Origin of the sequence: Flavobacterium sp. UBA4197 (assembly GCF_002379575.1) — a bacterium.
GTDB classification, from domain to species: domain Bacteria; phylum Bacteroidota; class Bacteroidia; order Flavobacteriales; family Flavobacteriaceae; genus Flavobacterium; species Flavobacterium inviolabile.
On the sequence record NZ_DFUB01000026.1, the window covers coordinates 1 to 22,452 of the forward strand.

General features: G+C 40.6%; 21 protein-coding genes and 2 tRNA genes. 6 read left to right on the forward strand and 17 right to left on the reverse strand.

The window, feature by feature from the left end; all coding sequences use genetic code 11:
• Positions 1-98: 98 nt before the first annotated feature.
• Complete coding sequence (locus tag B3394_RS14230) at positions 99-1,790, reverse strand: hypothetical protein (protein ID WP_286925688.1); 1,692 nt, start codon at positions 1,788-1,790, stop codon at positions 99-101.
• A gap of 377 nt (positions 1,791-2,167) precedes the next feature.
• Between B3394_RS14230 and B3394_RS14235 the strand changes: the two genes are divergently transcribed.
• Positions 2,168-3,535: a PQQ-dependent sugar dehydrogenase gene (locus B3394_RS14235; protein ID WP_286925782.1), complete on the forward strand. Its 1,368-nt coding sequence runs from the start codon at positions 2,168-2,170 to the stop codon at positions 3,533-3,535.
• A gap of 3 nt (positions 3,536-3,538) precedes the next feature.
• Here the strand turns inward: B3394_RS14235 and B3394_RS14240 are convergent, their stop codons facing one another.
• The 3 genes from B3394_RS14240 to B3394_RS14250 form a co-directional block, all read right to left on the reverse strand.
• Positions 3,539-4,573 carry an NADP(H)-dependent aldo-keto reductase gene (locus tag B3394_RS14240; RefSeq protein WP_286925784.1) on the reverse strand — a complete coding sequence of 345 codons (1,035 nt, stop codon included), beginning with the start codon at positions 4,571-4,573 and terminating at the stop codon, positions 3,539-3,541.
• A 98-nt stretch (positions 4,574-4,671) separates the two neighbouring features.
• Entirely contained in the window at positions 4,672-5,637 is a 966-nt protein-coding gene (locus tag B3394_RS14245; RefSeq protein ID WP_286925786.1) for an OmpA family protein, read from the reverse strand.
• Between the two features lie 17 nt (positions 5,638-5,654).
• Positions 5,655-6,416 (reverse strand): exodeoxyribonuclease III, encoded by a 762-nt coding sequence (locus tag B3394_RS14250; RefSeq protein ID WP_286925788.1) that lies wholly within the window; start codon positions 6,414-6,416, stop codon positions 5,655-5,657.
• Between the two features lie 193 nt (positions 6,417-6,609).
• Here B3394_RS14250 and B3394_RS14255 point away from each other — a divergent pair, with 193 nt between their 5' ends.
• Positions 6,610-8,421 (forward strand): GNAT family N-acyltransferase, encoded by a 1,812-nt coding sequence (locus B3394_RS14255; protein ID WP_177731204.1) that lies wholly within the window; start codon positions 6,610-6,612, stop codon positions 8,419-8,421.
• A gap of 51 nt (positions 8,422-8,472) precedes the next feature.
• On the opposite strand, the gene B3394_RS14260 is transcribed toward B3394_RS14255, so the two are convergent.
• The 11 genes from B3394_RS14260 to serS form a co-directional block, all read right to left on the reverse strand.
• Entirely contained in the window at positions 8,473-8,937 is a 465-nt protein-coding gene (locus B3394_RS14260; protein WP_286925790.1) for a DUF2752 domain-containing protein, read from the reverse strand.
• Positions 8,912-9,295, reverse strand: coding sequence for a DUF4234 domain-containing protein (locus B3394_RS14265; protein WP_246297033.1), 384 nt, complete (start codon positions 9,293-9,295; stop codon positions 8,912-8,914). Before B3394_RS14265 ends, B3394_RS14260 begins: the two co-directional genes overlap by 26 nt.
• 44 nt (positions 9,296-9,339) lie before the next feature.
• Entirely contained in the window at positions 9,340-9,738 is a 399-nt protein-coding gene (locus tag B3394_RS14270) for a VOC family protein (RefSeq protein WP_286925796.1), read from the reverse strand.
• Complete coding sequence (locus tag B3394_RS14275; protein WP_286925798.1) at positions 9,731-10,129, reverse strand: hypothetical protein; 399 nt, start codon at positions 10,127-10,129, stop codon at positions 9,731-9,733. The genes B3394_RS14270 and B3394_RS14275 overlap by 8 nt, the downstream gene beginning before the upstream one ends.
• A complete protein-coding gene (locus tag B3394_RS14280; protein ID WP_273246002.1) occupies positions 10,122-11,078 on the reverse strand; it encodes a 2-hydroxyacid dehydrogenase in 957 nt (318 codons plus the stop codon). Before B3394_RS14280 ends, B3394_RS14275 begins: the two co-directional genes overlap by 8 nt.
• On the reverse strand, positions 11,075-11,854 hold the full coding sequence (gene proC / locus B3394_RS14285) for a pyrroline-5-carboxylate reductase (protein WP_286925800.1): 780 nt from the start codon (positions 11,852-11,854) through the stop codon (positions 11,075-11,077). Before proC ends, B3394_RS14280 begins: the two co-directional genes overlap by 4 nt.
• Positions 11,855-11,873: 19 nt before the next feature.
• A complete protein-coding gene (mgtE, locus tag B3394_RS14290; RefSeq protein WP_177731192.1) occupies positions 11,874-13,226 on the reverse strand; it encodes a magnesium transporter in 1,353 nt (450 codons plus the stop codon).
• Positions 13,216-13,995, reverse strand: coding sequence for a 16S rRNA (adenine(1518)-N(6)/adenine(1519)-N(6))-dimethyltransferase RsmA (rsmA, locus tag B3394_RS14295; RefSeq protein ID WP_177731190.1), 780 nt, complete (start codon positions 13,993-13,995; stop codon positions 13,216-13,218). The genes mgtE and rsmA overlap by 11 nt, the downstream gene beginning before the upstream one ends.
• Before the next feature lie 41 nt (positions 13,996-14,036).
• The gene (locus B3394_RS14300) at positions 14,037-14,348 is read right to left on the reverse strand and encodes a DUF4286 family protein (RefSeq protein ID WP_177731188.1); all 312 of its coding nucleotides are present in this window, start codon (positions 14,346-14,348) and stop codon (positions 14,037-14,039) included.
• Positions 14,349-14,401: 53 nt separating this feature from the next.
• Positions 14,402-16,180 (reverse strand): tetratricopeptide repeat protein, encoded by a 1,779-nt coding sequence (locus B3394_RS14305; protein ID WP_286925802.1) that lies wholly within the window; start codon positions 16,178-16,180, stop codon positions 14,402-14,404.
• A gap of 80 nt (positions 16,181-16,260) precedes the next feature.
• On the reverse strand, positions 16,261-17,532 hold the full coding sequence (serS, locus tag B3394_RS14310) for a serine--tRNA ligase (RefSeq protein ID WP_273245999.1): 1,272 nt from the start codon (positions 17,530-17,532) through the stop codon (positions 16,261-16,263).
• Between the two features lie 174 nt (positions 17,533-17,706).
• Between serS and B3394_RS14315 the strand changes: the two genes are divergently transcribed.
• The 4 genes from B3394_RS14315 (at position 17,707) to B3394_RS14330 (ending at position 21,317) form a co-directional block, all read left to right on the forward strand.
• The gene (locus tag B3394_RS14315; RefSeq protein ID WP_286925803.1) at positions 17,707-19,620 is read left to right on the forward strand and encodes a M1 family aminopeptidase; all 1,914 of its coding nucleotides are present in this window, start codon (positions 17,707-17,709) and stop codon (positions 19,618-19,620) included.
• Positions 19,621-19,697: 77 nt separating this feature from the next.
• A complete protein-coding gene (gene rseP / locus B3394_RS14320; RefSeq protein ID WP_286925809.1) occupies positions 19,698-21,023 on the forward strand; it encodes an RIP metalloprotease RseP in 1,326 nt (441 codons plus the stop codon).
• A 71-nt stretch (positions 21,024-21,094) separates the two neighbouring features.
• Positions 21,095-21,168: transfer RNA gene (locus B3394_RS14325), tRNA-Asn, on the forward strand.
• 75 nt (positions 21,169-21,243) lie between these two features.
• Positions 21,244-21,317, forward strand: a tRNA-Asn gene (locus B3394_RS14330).
• A 77-nt stretch (positions 21,318-21,394) separates the two neighbouring features.
• Here the strand turns inward: B3394_RS14330 and B3394_RS14335 are convergent.
• Both B3394_RS14335 and B3394_RS14340 read right to left on the reverse strand, forming a co-directional pair.
• A complete protein-coding gene (locus tag B3394_RS14335) occupies positions 21,395-21,730 on the reverse strand; it encodes a winged helix-turn-helix transcriptional regulator (protein WP_286925811.1) in 336 nt (111 codons plus the stop codon).
• Between the two features lie 147 nt (positions 21,731-21,877).
• A complete protein-coding gene (locus B3394_RS14340) occupies positions 21,878-22,450 on the reverse strand; it encodes a T9SS type A sorting domain-containing protein (protein WP_286925813.1) in 573 nt (190 codons plus the stop codon).
• Positions 22,451-22,452 lie beyond the last annotated feature (2 nt).

The following is a 22,452-nucleotide window of genomic DNA, read 5'->3' on the forward strand; positions in this document are numbered from 1 at the left end:
TCCTTGTCAATAATCTGGGCTGCCATCTTAAAAGTACTCAAGCTCGTTAGCAGGAATGCAAAAAACAATATTATTTTTATTTTTTTCATAATACTCTTTTATTTACTTTTTCTAATTTGTGTTATTATATACTTATGTAAGCTTGGCGTTTGTGCATAACTGGTCTGCGAGTTACCGGAAATAATTCCTGTAGATGCATGGTAATACAACAAATTTAATGGATTTGCTCCAGAAGCAGAATCACCAGATGCATTATCATAAAATTGGAAGTAATTCCCATTTGTATTAGATCCCATACCTACAATAACAACAAAATGGTCAGTTGTCTGATCTGGGTTTCCTGGATTACCCAAATAATTGTCAATCCCAACAATTACAGGAATTCCATTAGAAAGAGCGTATTTTAAATAACTTAGTCCTTTTGACAATTGATTATGATTTACTCCACTCTGTTCTGTATAAATTTGAAATGTTTGACCTAAATCATAATAATTCGAAATACTGTATCCTTTTTTAGCAATTTGAGCTTTAGCATAATCCATACAATTTCTCTTAATATTGGGTGTTCCCCATCCTATAAATTGGTTTACCGGAATAACACTTGGTATATCTGGCCAAGAATTTTGCTGTGGATTGAAATCTTCATAAATAGTATTATCATAATTCCCTTCAGAATTATTTTCATAATCTCCCGTATCATTTTCTAATGTTACTCTATTATATAATAAATGATCAAATGTAATACTTGGATTATTTATTAAGTAGGTAACAGCCCAAGTCACAAACTCCGACACCTGAAAATCAACGGATCCTGTTTGGGTATTAAAATTATGCTGTAAATATTGAACTATCTTTTTCCCGTTTGTTGTATTCCACCATTGATGATCCGGAACCAGCTGGCTCACTCCCTGTTTAAAATTTTTTATAAATGATGTAAATGTCATCGGTACTACCGGAGTGGTAATAACGGGTGAACCATCTCCATAAGCAGCACCACCTCCCCCTACATGGCCAACATTTCCTTCAGCTCCGGTATCATTACCGGTATCAGTTCCCGGCGGATTATAAACACCGGTGTCATAGCCGGTTCCCATCCAGCCGCCCCAACCGCCATCTGAAGCGCCTCCATTACCGGAATTCCCATCACCGGTACTTGTTTGTCCGCCGCTATTGAGCTGGTCGATACAATCCTTATCGATTAATTCAATAAGCTCGCTATGGGTAACCTGCCCTTGTTCGTTCCAGGCCACCGGAACCGTTATCAATGTATGGCAGGGTTTTAATTTACCTTTCCCTAAAACAGCCATATCAAAATCCGGTAAGGCCCGGATTGTCATTTTATCATTCAGGCTGCCAACAGTCCCCAGCCGCAATACCTGCTCCCGGCTTAGTTTATATGTTGTAATATAAGCATGGTAAACACCGTCTTCTTCCCTGTTTAACACCAGATTTTCCACATATAAACCGGGTACCGTTCTTACAATCGGGAATGTATACGAATGGTGGCTTCCATTTTCAATATACGTTACGTCTTCGGTATCAAAGGAAAAATTATGGATCGGGTCGGTTACCATTTTTCCAAAAAAAGCAGCTTTTTTTGCATTGAGCTGCTCCAGTTTATGCAATAGGGCGGGATTGTTTTTCAACGATTCAAAAGGTAGTTTTTTAATCGTAAGCGGGTTTCCTTTCTTTTCAAAGGTTTCCTCAAAAGTATCTTTTTCACATCCGGAAAAGACACATACAAAACACAAGGAGAAGAGTACTCCTAATTCTTTCATTTTCTGTAACATGGCGTATATTTTAAAGTTTTATAAAGCAATTCGTAATGCTACAAACCTGCTTTAAAATTATTACTTGGAGGGCATCTATTCTGTAAACATAAATAAAACACTTTTAAAAAACAAGCATAAAACATTAAAAAACAACACTATACAACTTTTTGTTTAAAAAAACACCTTAGTTTTATCCTATAACCATTTGTTTATTTTTTTGCAATAACCTAAAAAAAGTAACCCCGTTGATATACCGATAAAGCTCCTGAAATCCGATGAACAGCCAACAATTACCGACCATAGCATTCTAATTACAACACTCAAAATTAAACAGTTGCACAGCTTCCTAATTATTTTTTACTAAATTTACTACAACCAACTTAACAACATAACCTATGAAAAAAGCATTACTTCCCCTTATGTTACTTGTCACGGGCATCTGTTTTTCCCAAACGGTCGCTCTGGAAAGTTTCGGAACCGGATTTTCAAGCCCTGTAGAAATCACCCATGCCGGTGACACCCGTCTCTTTGTCGTAGAAAGAGGCGGTGCCATTAAAATATTAAATGCTAACGGAACCGTTAACCCAACGCCTTTCCTTAATCTTTCCGGCATTATTAGTTCCGGCGGCGAACGCGGACTGTTAGGACTTGCCTTTCACCCGAATTACAGCACGAACGGGTTTTTCTATGTGAATTATACGAACACGACTGGCAATACGGTTATTTCCCGTTATAGCGTGAACAGTGGTAATCCCGATGTTGCCAATACTTCGAGTGCCAGCATACTGCTGACGATTACACAGCCGTATTCCAACCACAATGGCGGTTCTGTTAAATTTGGTCCGGACGGATACCTCTATATCGGTATGGGCGATGGCGGAAGCGGCGGTGATCCGGAAAACCGCGCACAGAACATCAATGAATTATTAGGAAAAATGCTTCGCATTGACGTTAACAACGGCACGCCTTATGGCATCCCGGCGAACAATCCTTATGTGGGTATTGCCGGTGCCGACGAGATCTGGGCAATAGGTGTCCGAAATCCATGGAAATTTTCGTTTAACCGAAGCAATGGCGATTTGTGGATTGCCGATGTAGGTCAGAATAATTTTGAAGAAATCAACAAAGTAAGTTCCACTCAGGCCGGATTAAATTACGGCTGGCGCTGTTATGAAGGCAACGCCGCTTATAATGCCACCGGTTGTGCAGCACAATCCACGATGACTTTCCCGTTAGCGGTAACCACACACTCTGCCGGAAACTGCTCGATAACGGGTGGTTATGTCTATACCGGAACCACGTATCCGAACTTCCAGAACAAGTATTTTTTCACGGATTACTGCGCATCCAAAATAGGAATGGTCGACAACTCCGGGAACATCACATATTCGGCCAATTTCAGCGGAAACAGCTTTGTGACTTTTGGTGAGGATAATAACGGTGAATTGTATGTGGGCTCCATCAACAACGGAACCATCTATAAAATCAAAGACAGTTCTTTAGGCACATCCGATTTCAGCAAAACGGCTTTTACCGTTTATCCTAATCCGGCCAGAGCCGAAATAAACATCAAATCATCCGGAAGCAATTTCCCAACGGAAGTAACGGTTTTTGACATGAACGGAAAACAGGTTGCCTTCCAGAAAACACAAAACCCGGAGCTAAACACGATTAAAACATCGCATCTGGCTACAGGTTTGTATCTTTTACACATTATGGATAATAACGGCAACACCGCCACCCATAAATTGGCTGTAGAGTAATTTTTACGGCGCCGGATTTGGAATTAGCTCCTGAATATAGTTAATCGCTTTGATCATTTCATCCGTAAGGGTAATGCTATGCGTTTTAATATTTTCATCCAGTTGTTCCAAATTCGTCGCTCCTATAATGGTTGCTGTCACAAATTGTTGCTGCTGCACAAAAGCCAGAGCCATTTCGGTTAGCGTCAGCCCAAAGGAATGCGCAACTTCCTGGTATTTTCGTACCGCATTTGTGGATTGCGCACTGGAATAACGCGAGAATCGCGGGAATAACTTAATTCGTGCATTCGGATGTTCCCCGGTTAAAAACTTCCCGGTCAGCGTTCCGAATCCCAAAGGAGAATAGGCCAACAAACCTACTTTTTCGCGATAACAGGTTTCCGACAAGCCTACTTCGAACGTCCGGTTCAGTAAGGAATACGGATTTTGTATCGTTTTAATACGCGGTAAGCCATGCTGCTTGCTTTCTTCCAGAAAACGCATTACGCCCCACGGTGTTTCGTTAGACACTCCGATATGGCGGATCTTCCCTTCTTTGATCAAAGCATCAAATGTTTCCAGAACAGCCTTAAAATTATCTTCCCAGGCATCGTCCTGAATGGTAAAACCCCGTTGTCCGAACATATTCGATTTCCGTTCCGGCCAATGCAGCTGGTACAAATCAATATAATCCGTTCGCAGCTGGGTCAGGCTTTTCTCCAAAGCCTGCCGGATATTTGCAGCAGTAAAACTCAGATCATCTCTCAGGTATTCCATGCCGCGGTTTGGACCGGCAATTTTGGTTGCAATCACTACTTTATCGCGGTTTCCGTTTTTTTGCAGCCAGCTTCCGATATAACGTTCCGTTCTTCCGGTTGTTTCCTGGCGTGCGGCTACCGGATACATTTCGGCAGTATCCAGAAAATTGATTCCCTTATCCAGGGCAAAATCCAGTTGTTCATGAGCTTCCGCTTCGGTGTTCTGTTCGCCAAAAGTCATGGTTCCCAGGCAGATGCTACTGACTTTCACATCGGTATGGGGTAATGTCGTATATTTCATTTTGTAAAATGTATCGAAAATTATGGGTTTCAAAAGTACGCAAAAATAAAGGTTCAGCATTTACATACTGAACCTCTCTTTTTTATGTTTAACAATGCTTAGTTAATATCATTCAGCATTTTAGAAATTTCATCCAGTTTTGGCGTCAGAATAATTTCAATTCTACGGTTTTTCGATTTTCCTTCTGCGGTATCATTCGTCGCTATCGGAGCATATTCTCCTCTACCGGCCGCGGTCAGGTTTTTCTTGTCGATCGCTTTGTTCTCCGCCAGGATGTTCACAATTGCCGTAGCTCTTTTTGTAGACAGATCCCAGTTGTTTTCGATTTGTCCAACAGCTCCTGCAAATTTATCATTATCCGTGTGGCCTTCAATCAGCACAGTGATTTCCGGGTTGTCACCCAATACCTTACCAACAGCTACAACTGCTTTTCTTCCTTCTGTACCTACAGCCCAGCTTCCGGTTCCGAATAACAATTTATTCTCCATCGAAACGTAAACTTTTCCGTTTTTATGCTCCACTGTTAATCCTTTTCCTTCAAATGCATTTAAGGCTTTGGAAAGGGTTTCTTTCAGTTTTTTCATACTCGCCTCTTTTTCGGCAATCATGCTTTCCAGCTCGTTAACCCTGTCCGAACGGTCTTTTAAATCGTTCTTCAGTTTTTCCAGACGGTCTCTTTCCGCTGCCAAAGCTTTTTCTTTGGCTTCCAGCTGTGCTAAAAGTTCACGGTTTTTGTTCATATTGCTCTGTAAAGCATCATCACTGTTTTTTTCCAATGCCTTATAAGAAGACTGTAATGTGTTCAGGCTGTTTTTGGATGCTGCATAGTCGGAAGCCAGTTTGTCACGCTCTGCTTTCAGCTTGTCCAATTGTGCCTGTAAATCTTTTGACAACAGGTCCAATTGATTTTTATCCTTGCTTAAAGCCGTATTTTCATCGGATAACTGACGGTTTTCTTTCTTTAAATCGGCAAATTTCGTTTCTAAATCCGTGTATATTTTTTTAGAAACACATGAAGTTGATAAGGCTAAAGCCAAAACTCCAATAGACATTTTTTTAATCATCTTTAGTGGTATTTTGATTATTCTATTTCTAATAAAACCGGGCAGTGGTCAGAATGTTTGGCTTCCGGTAAAATAACCGCGCGCTTCATTCTTTCTTTTAAAGGTTCGCTCACCAGGTTATAGTCAATTCTCCAGCCTTTGTTATTCGCTCTTGCATTTGCCCTGTAGCTCCACCAGCTGTAGTGATGCGGTTCTTTGTTAAAATGACGGAAACTGTCCACAAAGCCGCTTTTCATAAAAGCATCCAGCCATGCCCGTTCTGCCGGCAGGAATCCGGAAACTTTTGCATTTCGGATAGGATCATGGATATCAATTGCCTCGTGACAAATATTATAATCGCCGCAGATAATCAAATTCGGAACCTCTTTTTTCAGTTCGTTGATATAGTTCTGAAAATCGCCCATATACATAAATTTATGATCCAGACGGTCGATGTTTGTTCCCGATGGCAGGTACAGACTCATGACCGAAACATCATCAAAGTCTACCCTAAGGTTTCTGCCTTCTTTATCCATGTGCGGAATTCCGGTTCCGAAAACAACATTATTCGGTTTTATCTTCGATAAGACCGCGACACCGCTATAGCCTTTTTTCTCCGCTGGGAACCAATAATGATACGGATACCCGGCTAATTCTATATCCAATAACGGAATCTGTTCCTGTGTGGCTTTAATTTCCTGAAGGCAAATTACATCAGGATCAGCACTTTTCAGCCAATCTAAAAACCCTTTAGTGATTGCCGCACGGATTCCGTTGACATTATAAGAGATAATTTTCATCGTTACTGTTTCATTTTCTCCAAAAATAGGTAAAAACCAATAGAATTAAAACAAGAATTATGGAAATAGAACAAATCATTCACAATCAAATACCTAATTATATTCTTCATTAAAAAAAACGTAATAATAGACCAAAGCCTTTTTGCGTTAGATGAGATTTATTATCTTTGTTTTTCGCTCAAAACGAAATTAAATGGGTTTAGTTACCGCTAAAGAAGTTGCCAAGGCAATAAACACTGATAAATACGGGTTTTTAGGAACTTTTTCAGGCTGGTTACTGATGAAGGTATTGAAAATTTCTACTCTTAACAAGATTTATAACAGAAACAAACATCTTAGTGATGTAGAATTTCTCAATGCAATTCTGGACGAATTCCAGATAAAATTTGAAATTCCCGAAGAAGATCTTAAAAGATTACCAAAAGAAGGTGCTTATATTACGATTTCCAATCATCCTTTAGGTGGGATCGATGGTATATTGCTATTGAAATTAATGCTTGAAAAAGAACCGAATTTCAAAATTATTGCCAACTTTTTATTACACCGCATCGAACCGTTAAAGCCTTATGTTATGCCGGTTAATCCTTTTGAAAATCACAAGGATGCCAAATCCAGCGTAGTAGGCATTAAAGAAACACTCAGACATTTAAGTGACGGAAAACCATTGGGTATTTTTCCGGCCGGTGAAGTTTCTACCTATAAAGACGATGAGCTTGTTGTGGACAAACCCTGGGAAGAAGGCGCATTAAAGCTTATCAAAAAAGCGAATGTTCCGGTAGTGCCTATTTATTTCCACGCAAAAAACAGCCGTTTATTTTATTTGTTATCCAAAATCAGCCCTACACTGCGTACGGCTAAATTACCATCGGAATTACTGACACAGAAAAAAAGGGTAATAAAAGTCCGTATCGGGAAACCGATCTCTGTTAACGAGCAGTGCGAATATGAAAGCATTGAGGCTTATTCCGAATTCTTACGTCGTAAAACATACATGCTTGCCAATTCTTTTGAAGCGGAAAGCAAATTACTGTCCCCTCCAAGTTTAAAATTACAACTTCCTAAAAGCAGTCCGAAGCAAATTGCCAATCCTGCCAATAACGAAAAGATCTTACAGGAAGTAACCGAATTGCGAAAAGGCGATTACCGTCTTTTACAAAGCAAGAACTACGAAGTTTTCTTAGTGACTGCCGATAAGATCCCGAATATCCTGCACGAAGTGGGCCGTTTGAGAGAAATTACTTTTAGAGAAGTAGGAGAAGGTACCAACGAGTCTTTAGACTTAGACCAATACGACAAATATTATCACCACATGTTTTTATGGGATGATGATGCAAAACGTATCGCCGGAGCTTACCGTATGGGATTGGGCTCCGAGATTTATAAAAAATTCGGTATTAACGGGTTTTACCTGCACGAACTGTTCCGCTTCGAACCGGAATTATATGATATGATGTCTAAATCTATCGAAATGGGACGTGCTTTTATCATTAAGGAGTACCAGCAAAAACCAATGCCTTTATTCCTGTTGTGGAAAGGAATTGTACACACTACTTTACGTCACCCGGAACACAAATTCCTGATTGGCGGCGTGAGTATCAGCAACCAGTTTTCCGATTTTTCCAAATCGCTGATGATTGAGTTTATGAAGTCGCATTATTACGACCCGTATATTGCCCAGTACATCCACCCTAAGAAAGAATACAAGGTTAAACTAAAAGACGCCGACAAAGATTTTGTTTTTAACGAAACGGAAGCCGATTTGAACAAATTTGACAAGATCATTGATGAGGTAGAACCGGGAAGCCTTCGTTTACCGGTACTGATCAAAAAATACATCAAACAGAATGCACGCGTAGTAGCCTTTAATGTAGATCCGCTGTTTAATAACGCTGTAGACGGCTTAATGTACATCCGAATTGCCGATTTACCGGAAAGCACCGTTAAACCGGTTATGGAAGAATTCCAGGCTGAACTGGAAAGAAAACTCAATGAAAAAGGAGAATAAGAAATATAATAATGATAAAAAAAGCGCCCTGAGATGATCAGGGCGCTTTTTTTATCTCCATACAGACTGCCGGAGTATATCGTCGAAAGTATTATCGGAAATAAAATAATACAGTCGGATTAAATGATACACGACCAGTATAACTCCTAAAATATAGGCTATTTTACGGCTGTAAAAAATATCCCTGAAATAGCTTTTATCGGTTATCAGTTCTATTGTTAAAACAATTACCGTCAGGATACAGAATACAAACACTAACGGCCCGAATAAATGAAAATAAAGGCTTCTGTACAAATCTCCTTCATAAATATATACCAAGGACTTCGTAATCCCGCATCCGGGACACGGAAAGCCTGTGAGCATTTTAAAAGGACAAAGCGATTGTGCCGTATCCAGATGATTGTGCTCGTTTTGAAACGTAAGCAAAAAAGGAATTATCAGGGTAATTAATGCCCCGATAATTCCATATACTTTGAGTTGTTTCTTTTTATTATTTGTAAAGCTTATTGATATCACCTTGTACAATCATTGCTGCCACCATTGGAAAAATAAAACCTAACACTAATAAAAGAACCGATTGGTCTTTGTTTGGCTCACCAATTTTCTCATATACTTTTGGTAAACCTTCTTTACCTGCTATGTAGTAATAATACAAGTTAACAGGCATACAACATCCGGAAAAAATAGCAACCGGCTGTGAAATGATTTGTTTCCCGGCTACAGCATTTAAAACTTCTGCAACTTTAATATTCCAGTAGATAAGGTATAACCCGCACGTTAGAAATCCGAAGACTAAAACCATGATCGGATCGACCTTAAATTCCGGGATTTGAGGATTATTCCAATCCTCTGACATTGAACTTTTTACTTCCATTTTTTGTTTTGATTAGATTGATTATGTAGCGAATATAGTACTTTTTATAGAAAAGCATCATCATTCGGCTCCCAAAGTTCAATTTTGTTTCCTTCCGGATCCATAATCCAGCCAAATTTCCCGTATTCGTACTCCTCCATCTCACCAACAATCGTAACTCCTTCTTCCCGCAACACCTCCAGCAAGGCCACCAGATTATCCACCCTGAAATTCATCATAAACTGTTTTTCACTGGGTTTGAAATAATTAGTATCTTTTGAAAACGGCGACCATTGCGTAGAACCGTCATTGCCATCTTTGTCTTTCCACTGAAACGAACAGCCATAAGCATCGACAGGAAGTCCCAAACGATCTTTATACCATTCCTTAATTCCATCCGGGTTTTCACTCTTAAAGAAAAAACCTCCTAATCCGGTAACTCTTTTAATTTCTTTTTTATCCATGGTTCTGATTTTTAAAAAACAAGGTCACTGCCAGCAACAGCAATATTCCTTCAATAGTAAATAAAAACATATGATCTATTTCTCCCGAAATATACGTACATCCCAATCCAAAGATACTCAATCCCAAACCCAGCAGCAACATTTGTACCCTGGCCTGGAACTGCCCTTCTTTTATGGGTTTTGCCAAAAAAAGCATCCACATCCCGCTTAGCAGCATCATTACAGACGAATAAAACCAGATCATCCGCATTCCGTTCGCAGCCGGCTCCTGTATTTCTCCTTTGGCAATATGCTCCATCACCGCTTTCATTCCTAAAAACGCATGCGGAAAGAAGCTCAGACAGGTAATGACTCCAACAAGAATCACTAAATAATAGGCTATCTTATTCATGTTTATAGTGTTTAACAATCTTATCAACGATCACCTGTGCCAGTTTTTCTTTACTTTCCACCGTCCATCCGGCAATATGCGGTGTTAACAATACATTTTCCGATTCCAGTAAATACTGAAAAGCATCCGGCGTTTGCCCATCGGTAAACAGGTTTTCGAAAGATAATTTTTCATATTCCAGCACGTCTAATCCGGCTCCCAGAATTTTACCCGTTTTCATGGCGGTAACCAAATCAGCGGTAACCACACTGTTTCCTCTTGCGGTATTGATAAACCAGAACGGTTTTGAAAAGGCATCGATAAAATCAGCATTGATCATCTTATCTGTTTCCGGCGTCCAGGGCGTATGCAAACTCAGCACATCGGCTCTTTTCTGCAATTCGAGCAATGAAACCTGGCGTGCATTTCCGTCGCCTACATTATCCAGGATATCATAACACAGTACTTCCACATCAAATCCCCGCAGCTTTTTGGCAAAGGATTTCCCCATATTTCCGTAACCGATAATCCCAACCGTTTTACCGTCCAGCTCGTGGCCGCGATTCGGTTCCCGGTTCCAGTGTCCGCTCCGCACTTCCCTGTCGGCTTTGTTAAGCTTGTTAAACAAGGACAGCAGCATGCCCAAAGCATGTTCCCCAACCGCATTGCGATTTCCTTCCGGTGCCGCTATTAAATGCACCCCTTTTGCTGTTGCATAGTCACAGTCGATGCTTTCCAGTCCTGCACCTACTCTTGCAATAAACTGCAGGTTTACAGCCTTATCCAGAAAGGCTTTGTCTATTTTAAAACGGCTTCGGATCACTATACCGTTATAATCCTGAATTTTAGCTTCCACCGCTTCTTTGGAGGATTTAAAATCTTCATGATTAACAAATCCTGCTGCTTCCAGCTGTGCCCATAATATAGGGTGGTTACTATCGATATGAAGTATTTTTACGTCCTGATTCATGTCCCTTTTATATTGTCTAATGATGTTTTTATTCCTTTAATCAGTGACGAACTGAATCCCTGATGTTCCATTTCATTGAGTCCGGCGATGGTACAACCTTTTGGCGTTGTAACCCGGTCTATAAGTTGTTCCGGGTGCACTTTTTCCTGCAATGCCATTTCGGCAGCGCCTTTCACCGTTTGCGAGGCGATTGCCAATGCCGTCTGGGCATCAAAACCGATCTCAATTCCGGCCTGCATAGCTGCCCGGATATAGCGCAGTGCATACGCCGTTCCACAGGCTCCCAGAACCGTTGCCGCATCCATCATTTTTTCTTCAATGACCTCTACGGAACCCAACTGGGCCAAAATGTTTAAAAAGGGCTGTACGGTATTGCTATCGTCTTCCCGCAGGGTCACACAGGTTGCCGAAGCACCAAACCGGATGGCAATATTCGGCATAATACGGATGGCAACCGAAGTCGCATCCAATTGCTCCTGCAGGCTTTCCATTGAAAGTCCGCTAACCGCTGAGGCAACAATTTTCTGTTTTAAATGGGGTCGTAAGGCTGTAATGATATTGGTTACCTGAAAGGGTTTTACGGCTAAAATGACCACATCGGCGTTAGTAACCGCATCATTGTTATCAGAAGACAACTGTATGCCGCTATCTTCCAAAAAACGAATTGTTTCCAAATTTCTCCTGGTAACCACTAAGGTGTTACCTTCGGTAAATTTAGCAATGCCCAAAGCGATGGAGGTACCTAAATTACCACCACCAATCACTACAATTTTCATAAGAACAGTTTTTTTATGATTAAAAGCCCAATATCAGTTTGGCTATGGAAAAGTAAATCAGGATCCCGCAAATGTCATTACTGGTGGTAATAAATGGCCCGGTGGCCAAAGCGGGGTCAATACCATAACGGTTTAGGGTCATGGGGATAAAAGTACCCAAAACGGAAGCGGTAACAATTACCGAAAGTAAGGCTACGGTTACGGTGATACCCAGCATAGGGCTTACACCTAAAAGGAAATGGCTTCCGATTAATAAAATAATGGCTAATATAAATCCGTTTAGCAGGCTAAGGCTGACTTCTTTCAGTAACCGGTTCCACAAAGAACCGCTTAAGGTGTTGTTTGCCAAACCCTGAACAATAATTGCAGAGGATTGTACTCCAACGTTTCCTGCCATTGCAGCGATCAACGGTGTAAAGAAAAACAATTCCGGATGGTTTTCCATCGCGCCGTCAAAAAGGCCTAATACCTTAACGCTGATGAATCCGCCCAATAGTGCCAGAACCAGCCATGGCAAACGCGCACGGGTTAATTCAAGGATACTGTCATCTGCCTCAACATCCTGCGAGATACCGGCAGCCAACTGGTAATCCTTATCGGCTTCTTCTTTAATAACGTCAACGATATCGTCAATGGTAATACGTCCTACCAGGCGCCCCATTTCGTCTACAACCGGAATGGCTTCCAGGTCATATTTCTGCATGATACGCGCCACTTCAACATCTTTGGTATCGACTTTTACATAGTCTACTTTTTTGATGTATACCTCACTGATTGGCGTTTTGGTAGAAGTAGTCAGCAAGTCTTTCAGGGACAAACGGCCTTTCAGGCGTTCTTCATCGTCCACTACATAAATGGAATGCACGCGGGAAACATTCTCTGCCTGTTGCCGCATTTCTTTAACACAGGTGAGCACATTCCAGTTTTCATTCACTTTTACCAGCTCTTTCCCCATTAGTCCACCGGCAGTATCTTCGTCATAACGCAATAAGTCCACAATGTCTTTTGCGTGTTCCACGTCTTCCAGCTCGGAGATTACCTCTTCTTTTTTAGACTGTGGCAATTCGGCGATAATGTCGGCAGCATCATCGGTATTTAACTCATCCAGCTCTTCCGCAATTTCTTTTGCAGAAAGGTTTCGAAGGATTTTTTCACGGACTTCTTCGTCTAGTTCAAGAAGAATTTCGGCCGTTTTTTCACTGTCAAGGATTTTAAAAAGATAGCTTGCCTCTGCATCATCGAGTTCCTCCATGATTTCGGCAATATCAGCATAGTGAACGTCCTGGAGCAGAATTTCGAGTTCCTGTCCTTTGTTTTCACTGATTAGTTGCTCAATCTGAGCAATAAAGTCTCTGCTGATTTTAAACTCCATCGGCGGCTATTTTTTGAGTGAGTTCTATAAATTGTTCTACCGAGATTTGCTCCGGGCGGAGGTCAAAGATACTATCTTCTCTTAAATTATCCGATAGCTGAAAAACTTTTAAGCTATTTCGCAGTGTTTTTCTGCGTTGGTTAAATGCGGTTTTCACCACATTAAAAAACATTTTCTCATCACACGGCAGTTTGTAGTTTTCTTTTCTACGCATGCGCATCACTCCCGACTTCACTTTTGGCGGCGGTGTAAAAACGTTTTCCGATACTGTAAACAGGTATTCTGTATCATAAAAAGCCTGTACCAGTACGGAAAGTATCCCATAGGCTTTGGTGCCTTTTTTTTCACAGATACGCTCGGCTACTTCTTTTTGAAACATCCCGGAAAATTCCGGAATCTGATCTCTCAGTTCCAGTGCGCGGAATACGATTTGTGAAGAAATATTGTACGGGAAATTACCAATAATGGCAAAAGGTTCGTCGCCAAAGACTTCTTTAATATTGTATTTTAAAAAGTCTTTGGAAATAATACGGTTGCTCAGCTGCAGGTAATGCGTTTGCAGGTATTCCACCGACTCGGTATCGATCTCGATCACATAGGTTTCTATGGGTTTCTCCAAAAGATACTTCGTGAGCACGCCCATTCCGGGACCAATTTCCAATACTTTTTTATAGCCTTCCAATACCAGCGAATCTGCAATTTTTTTTGCAATATTCTCATCATTCAGAAAGTGTTGTCCCAAATGTTTTTTTGCTCTTACCTTATCCATTTTTTGGTCTTTTAAAGATTCTACCGCTGTGCTGTTTGTTATTAATGATCACTGATGAGCTGTAATTCGGTTCTGAAAGCCAGCATTTTATCCCCAAACAAAGCAAATCCTTCCGCTCTTAAACGAGGGGCATCTTCATCATAGTATTTTTGCAGGGTTTCTTTGCTGTCTGTCGTGTACTGAATGGAATAGGTAACACCGCCCATTTCTTCTTCAATCAGCACTCTTACCATACGGGCCGAAGTAAATTTCCCCGTTGCCAGAACATCGGCAATGTGCTTTTCCTGCATCCATTTCATCCAGGCATCATGCACACTTTCGTGTATATTAATCGTTACGTTGTAAATTATCATTTTTTAGGAATCTTAATTGTTATTGTATTGGGAGTAACCGGAACGCTTTGCGTTTATAAATTATTATCTCCTCTTAATTTTCTGTAGTTGTTTCGGGCATCCACATAATAGATACTGTCCTGATGGCTGAAGATCACTTTTTCATAAAGTGCTTTGGCTTTTTCAACATCCAGCAAATATTTCCGGTATATCTCTGCCGAGAAAAACAAGGCTTCATCGACATAGACACCTTCCGCATGTTTTTCTATAATTTCCTGATAGGTTTTTAAGGCCCCGGTATAGTCTTTTTTCTGCTCCAGGATCTGCCCGATTTTCAGCAGGGTTTCGTCTTCGATACTTTTCCCTTTCTGTTCGCTCAAAAGGGACTGGAATCCGCTTAAGGCTTCATTGGTTTTGTTCTGGTACAACAGGAAATCCGCTTTTGCAAATTTCTTTAAGGCAACCTGTGTACTGTCCTGAACAGTATGATCGCTGATTAACAGGAATAGCTCCAGCGCATCGTTTGCAATGAGTTGTGACGACGATGCTTTAAGGACTTTAAATTGCTGCTGTGCCCAGTCGAAGTCGCCTTTAAAGTAACTGGCTTTTGCCATTTTAAAGCTGGCTTCGTGTCCTATTTCATCATTTTTCAGGTCGTCTTCTATTTGTGCATAATAAATGATCGCCTGATTGAATTTTTCATCCAGCAGCAAAACGTCTGCCAGTTCCATTTTTACTTCCGCTTTCTGGTAATTGTTTAATGGTAATTCTAAGGATTTGGTGAGTGTTGTTTTTGCTGCTTCAAACTGTTTCAGGTTAAAGGCATCAAAATGTGCTTTTAAGATTTGCAGGTGCAGCGAATATGGGGATACCCCGTATTGTTTGAGTAATCCGGACAGTTTTTCCTGAATTACCGGATAGTCTTTTACCGTTGCTTTATCGATATCCATCGAAACAAGCTGATAATGTGCTTCCATCTGCAATTCCATATCTTGGGTGTTTAGCAGTATAAAATCCAGGATTTCTTTTGCCGTATCGTTTTCGCCTTCCTGAACGGCCAGTCTTGCCAGGCTGATAATATTGAACAGGTTTTCCGGGTTGCGTTTAAAGATGGCTTTTTCCTGAATAAAGGCTTTTCCGTATTCTTTTTGCTGTACAAAAAACCAGCTTAAAAACTGGTTCCAGAAAATGTCCTGTGTTTTCTGGGTTCTGATCAACAGGGCTTTTCGCAGGTTGCCATTAAAGGTTTCCTGAGTGTCTTCCATCATAAAGCGCGCCAGCTGATTTTGCACCAAAGCCAGATTGGGCTGGTTCCGGTAGGAATAGTCCAGTAATTTTTCAATCATCAGTTCCAGATTTCCCAGTTGTCCCTGCAATAAGGCAATCTGGTAATCAAAGTTCAGGTTCGGATTTCCCGCTACGCCTAGTTCGTAGGCTTTTAAAGCTTGTTCCAATAATACTTTTTGTTCAAAAGCACTTGCAATACCGTAAACATTATTCGGGTTCTCTTTGATAACGTCCAATGCTTTCTGATAGTTTTTATTGGCTTTATCCGTATCCTTCTGCAACTGGTAATTATACCCCAATTCGACATAAAGACTCGTTTGTCTGAATTTATCGATACGGAATTTAATCAGTTCTTCTGCTTTGGGATAGTCTTTCAGCTGCTGGTAGCAGGCAATCTGTTTCTGAAAGTAGAGGTAGTTATTGGGCTGTGTTTTTAACAGGCCTTCATAGATCACAATTGCTTTATCGAACTCTCCTCTGTCAAAATAGTTTTGCGCCAGCTGTTCATTTTGCGAGAAAACAAACATCGAGCTAAGCAAAACGATATAAAGAAGAAGGTTTTTCATTCCACAACTGTCATAAAAAAACAATGTACTAATGTAGCTTTTTTTAGCTAATTAGTACATTATTAAAGTATAAGATTTTATTAATTTATGATATCAAATCCGGTGTAAGGACGTAATACTTCAGGAATTACGATTCCTTCCGGCGTTTGATAATTTTCCAGGATTCCTGCCAATACACGCGGCAACGCCAATGAACTTCCGTTTAACGTGTGTGCCAGGTGGTTTTTACCGTCTTTATCTCTGAAACGCAGTTTCAGACGGTTTGCCTGAAAAGTCTCAAAGTTAGATACCGAGCTGATTTCCAGCCAACGGTCCTGTGCTGTTGAGAACACTTCAAAGTCATAGGTTAATGCCGAAGTGAATCCCATATCACCTCCACACAAACGCAGGATTCGGTATGGCAGTTTCAATTCCTGAAGCAATGTTTTCACATGCTCTACCATTCCTTCCAGGGCTTCGTATGATTTTTCAGGATGCTCGATTCTAACGATCTCCACTTTATCAAACTGGTGCAAACGGTTTAATCCGCGAACGTGCGCTCCGTATGAACCTGCTTCACGACGGAAACACGGTGTGTAACCCGTACATAAAACCGGCAGTTCATTTTCCTGCAAGATCACATCACGGAATAAATTGGTAACCGGAACTTCTGCCGTAGGGATTAAGTATAAATCGTCAATTCCCACGTGGTACATCTGCCCTTCTTTATCCGGCAGCTGTCCTGTTCCGTATCCTGATGCTTCGTTGATTAAATGCGGAACCTGGTATTCTTTATAACCGGCTTCGGTATTTTTATCTAAAAAGTAAGCGATCAATGCACGTTGCAAACGCGCTCCTTTCCCTTTATAAACCGGGAATCCGGCACCTGAAATTTTGGTTCCTAATTCGAAATCGATAATGTCATATTTTTTCACCAATTCCCAGTGTGGCATAGCACCTTCATGCAATACCGGAATGGTTCCTTCTTCAAAAACGGTTTCGTTATCTTCCGGTGTTTTTCCTTCCGGAACAACATCGGCAGGAAGGTTTGGCAATTTATACAGTTCCTGCGTTAATTCATCAGAAACCGCATTTAACACATCTGTTAATTCCTTGCTTTTCTCTTTTAAGATGGTTGTTTTTTCTTTTAAGATTTCCGCTTTGGCTTTCTCACCGCTCTTCATTAACTCTCCGATGTCTTTGGATAGCTTGTTCGATTCTGCCAAAGTGTTGTCTAATTCCACCTGAGTTGCGCGGCGCTTTTCATCTAAAGCCACCACTTCTTCAACCATTGCTTTTGCGTCTAAATTACGTTTCGCCAAAGCCTGGATTACTTTTTCTTGGTTTTCTCTAATAAATGCTATCTGTAACATACTATAATGATTTTAAGGTCAGCAAATTTAAGGAATTGTTTTTTATAAAAAAGAATGCAATTTCACAAAGCCTTTCTTCTTTCCCCGTCCCTGTTAATTATCAGCGCATTATTCGAAAAAAACGAGCCCCTATTTTAGATTATTCCTTAACTTTGGCAAATTTTACTAAAGTATATGAAAAAACACCTCTTAATTTTTGCATTATTAGCAACCACATTTTCTTTTGCCCAAACCGAAGAAGAAGTGTTCTCCAGCATGGTGGAAGCCGAAATGAAAGCCGCTTCCAGCACGATGAGCTTTGCCGCTAATGCCAATACTCAAAACTATGACATTACCTATCATAAGCTGGAATTCACCGTTAATCCTGCCAATTATTTTATTTCGGGAGTAGTCACTACCGATTTTATTGCCAAGCAAAACATGAATACCATCACTTTTGATTTAACGAATGAATTAACCGTGAGCAGCGTTAAACAAGGAAATACAACCTTAGCCTTTACACAAAATGCAAACGACGAACTGGTAATTACGTTACCGTCCACACTGGCTACCGGTGCTGCAAGTTCCGTAAAAATAACCTATTCCGGCGCACCATCCGGTGAGAATGCTGCTTTTACAACCAGTTCCCATTCCGGCACACCTATTTTATGGACCTTATCCGAACCTTACGGCGCCAAAGACTGGTGGCCCTGCAAGCAGGATCTTAACGACAAAGCCAACAGCATTGACGTGTATATCACCGCTCCTTCCCAATATGTGAGCGTATCAAACGGACTACAGGTTTCCAGCACAACCAATACCGGCGGAACCAAAACAACGCATTTTCACCACAGCTACCCTATTCCAGCCTACTTGATTGCCATTGCGGTAACCAATTATCAGATATACAATCAGCTTGGCGGTATTGCACCAAACACTTTCCCGATTGTAAATTATATTTATCCGGAAAGCGCTACTGCTGTTCAGGCTAATTTAGCACCAACACCAACGATCATCAACCTATACGAAACCCTTATCGGGCCTTATCCTTTCCGAAATGAAAAGTACGGACACGCACAGTTCGGATGGGGCGGCGGAATGGAACACACGACCGTTTCTTTTATGGGCGGTTTCAGCCGCAGCCTGATTGCACACGAAATGGCACACCAATGGTTTGGCGACAAAATCACCTGTGGCACCTGGAAAGATGTCTGGCTGAATGAAGGTTTAACCGAATATATGGCCGGACTGGTTGTGGAAAATCTGGACAGTACCGCAGATTTCATCACCTGGAAAGACAATAAGATCAGCAGTATCACGGCTCAGCCTGACGGTAATTTATACCTGACAGACGATCAGTTAAGCAATGTAAACCGTATTTTCAGCAGCCGGCTTACGTACAACAAAGGCTCCATGGTAACCAACATGCTGCGCTTCAAATTAGGCGATACCGTTTTTTTCCAGGCGTTACGCAATTATTTAAATGACCCGGCACTGGCTTACGGTTATGCGGTAACCTCTCAGTTACAGGCACATCTTGAAACAGCTTCCGGAATGAATCTTACCGAGTTCTTTAACGACTGGGTTTACAACCAAGGTTATCCTTCCTATACTATTACAGCTCAGAACTGGGGTGCCGGCCAGGTAAAAATCAAAGTGACACAAACACAATCACATGCTTCCGTGAGCTTTTTTGAAATGCCGCTTCCGATCCGCCTGAAAAACGGAACACAAACACACGATGTAGTCGTAAACAATACTACTAACGGGCAGGAGTTTATTGTTCCGGTTCCGTTTAGTGTTACCGCTCTTGAATTTGATCCTGAGAAAAACATCATTTCCAAGAATAACACGGCTACTTTAGGAAACGCCTCATTCGATATTGCGCAGACAATCGCGGTGTACCCGAATCCGTCCAGCGATCGGATCACGATACAGTTGCCAACCGATATTCAGCTGGAAAACGTAGCGATTTACAATACTTTAGGACAGCTGATCAGCACCGAAAAAGGCAGCGATATTAACGTTAGCCAACTGGCTAAAGGCATCCATATCCTAAAAATCAGTACTTCCGAAGGTGTCTTTCATAAAAATTTTATAAAAAAATAGGCAATCTGTAATAACATGATAAAAAGTAAGGTGAAAACCTTACTTTTGTCGTTTATAATAAAAAAAGTTTTTCAAAAATGATACAATTAGGGCAAATCCTTTTCATATTATCCGTATTGGTTATTCTTCATGAATTCGGTCATTATATTACTGCTAAGATGTTCAAAGTGAGAGTAGAGAAATTCTATCTTTTCATGGATGCCGGATTCTCTTTATTAAAAAAGAAAATCGGAGAAACAGAATGGGGAATCGGATGGTTGCCTATTGGCGGATATGTAAAACTTTCCGGAATGGTAGACGAAAGTATGGATATGGATCAGATGAAACAGGAGCCTCAGCCCTGGGAATTCCGTTCTAAACCGGCCTGGCAGCGTTTAATCATTATGCTGGGTGGTATTATTGTAAACATTCTTCTGGCCTGGTTTATCTACACAATGGTGTATGTTACTTACGGGCAGAAATATATTGCTACAGAAGTTATTCAGAAAAACGGACTGGCTTTTGGCGAGACCGGAATCAATGTAGGTTTTAAAAACGGCGACAAAATCCTTGCTGTTGACGGAAAATACCAGGATCGTTTTAACCGTATGACTTTAGATATCTTATTGGGTGATAAAATCGAAGTGGAAAGAAACGGAGAAAAGAAAACCATCGTCCTGACCGATCCGCAAAAAGCAGAGATCATCGGTAAAGAAGGCCGTGATTTTATCCAGCCGCGTCTTTCCAGCGTTGTAGTCGATTCTATTGCGCCAAAATCGGAAGCTTTTAAAGCAGGATTCAAAAAAGGGGACCACCTGGTTGCCATTGACAATAAAGATTTCCGATTCTTTGATGAATTAAAAGAAAGCCTGAGCGCTCACAAAAACGATTCGGTTAGCATTACCGTTATCCGTAACAACGAAAAGGTTACGCTAAAAACTTTGGTTGACAAAGACGGAAAAATAGGCTTTATCCCGGCTTTTAAAGATAAACTGGACTATGAGGTTATCAATAAATTAACGTTGTTCCAGGCAATTCCGGAAGCTGTAAAAGAGTCCTACGAGCTTTTGGTTTACAATGTAAAACAGTTCAAATTGATTTTACGTCCGAAAACGGAAGCCTACAAGCATGTAAAAAGCCCGGTTGGAATTGCAAGAGCTTTACCGGATCAATGGAACTGGGAGTTTATCTGGAACTTTACCGCACTATTTTCCATCGGTTTGGCGTTTATGAATTTGTTGCCAATCCCGGGATTAGATGGCGGACATGCCCTGTTTACCATTGCTGAAATGATTACCGGTAAAAAATTAAGTGAAAAATCGATGGGGTATGTACAGACCTTCGGAATGATTATCTTATTGAGCTTAATGGCTTTAACTTTCGGCAAAGATATTTACCAGTTAATTGCCGATAAATTTTTCTAATTTTTTGCATTTTTTATTTGCGAGATTAAAATTTCGACTTATATTTGCACCGCAATAAAGGTAACACACCTTCCTCCTTAGCTCAGTTGGTTAGAGCATCTGACTGTTAATCAGAGGGTCCTTGGTTCGAGCCCAAGAGGGGGAGCAAAATAAAAGCCAGTTCAACGCTGGCTTTTTATATCTAACAATAAGTTCTTTTTTTGACAAAAAAAACACAGTTTCCTCCTTAGCTCAGTTGGTTAGAGCATCTGACTGTTAATCAGAGGGTCCTTGGTTCGAGCCCAAGAGGGGGAGCTAAAATAGAAATCCTGGTAGCAATACCGGGATTTTTTCGTTTACAACGTTTCCGTTTCTATAAAGACAATTTCAAATTACAGTGTTACCGCAATCTGCTCTAATTGCCTGAAGACCGGTATTAACGATTTTCCTTTTTCCGTCAGGGTATAGGTTATATGCAGCGGCTTCTGCCGAACCACAACCTTATCCAGCAAACCAGCCGCGACCAATTCTTTTAAAGCAATTGCCAGTGACTGCTTATTCGTTCCTTCTATCTGACGTAACAGCTTATTGAACCGCAAATCGGATGTGATTGCCAATTGAAATATTTCAGGTTTCCATTTACCGGAAAGCAATTTTAAAAGTTCCTGTGCCGGACAAATTTCCACTATATCCACTGTCTTTCCGGTAATCGTATTTTTCTGGCTCATTGCATTCATATTAAACGGAAATTTATAAAAAATAAATCAATTATCCTTATAGAATAAGCAGGCTGGTCTTTACAGCTACTTACAAATCACAAAAAAACAATCCTGATATTGCTATCAGGATTATTTTTCAATAGTCTTTTATAAAAACTATAGCTTTATAACTTTCCGGGTAAATACCCCGGAATCAGAAACTACTTTGACCAAATAAACACCTCTTTCGTTCATTTGAATATCTATCTCTATTTTAAGATTTTCTTCCTTATTCTCTTTTATGAAATTCCGTTCATAAACTCTTTTTCCTGTTAAATCAAAAACCTCAACCACACCATTTCCTATTCCTGTCAACTCAAGAGCAAAAATACCATTATTAGGATTTGGCACCAAAGTCACCACATCTCCTGTTAATTCCGTTACATTTCCTTCTTCAGCATTTTGTTTAGCAGGAATTAAAGCTCCACATCCATCCAAAGGCTGGGCTATAAAAACCCCGGTACTTGGATTCGCTAAAAAACCAGGATTCAATTCTATATAACCAAAAGCAGGACTCGCATCAAACTTTACACTTGCTGTATTCAAAATATTAGAACTCCCTTTAATCCAGGTATTCGATTGCGTCAATCCCACAGCATAATCCGGGGTCGTTATTGTCACAGTTAAAGGACAACTTTGTCCAAACACATTAGCAACAAATAAAAGACTCAAATAATAAAATCTTTTCATTG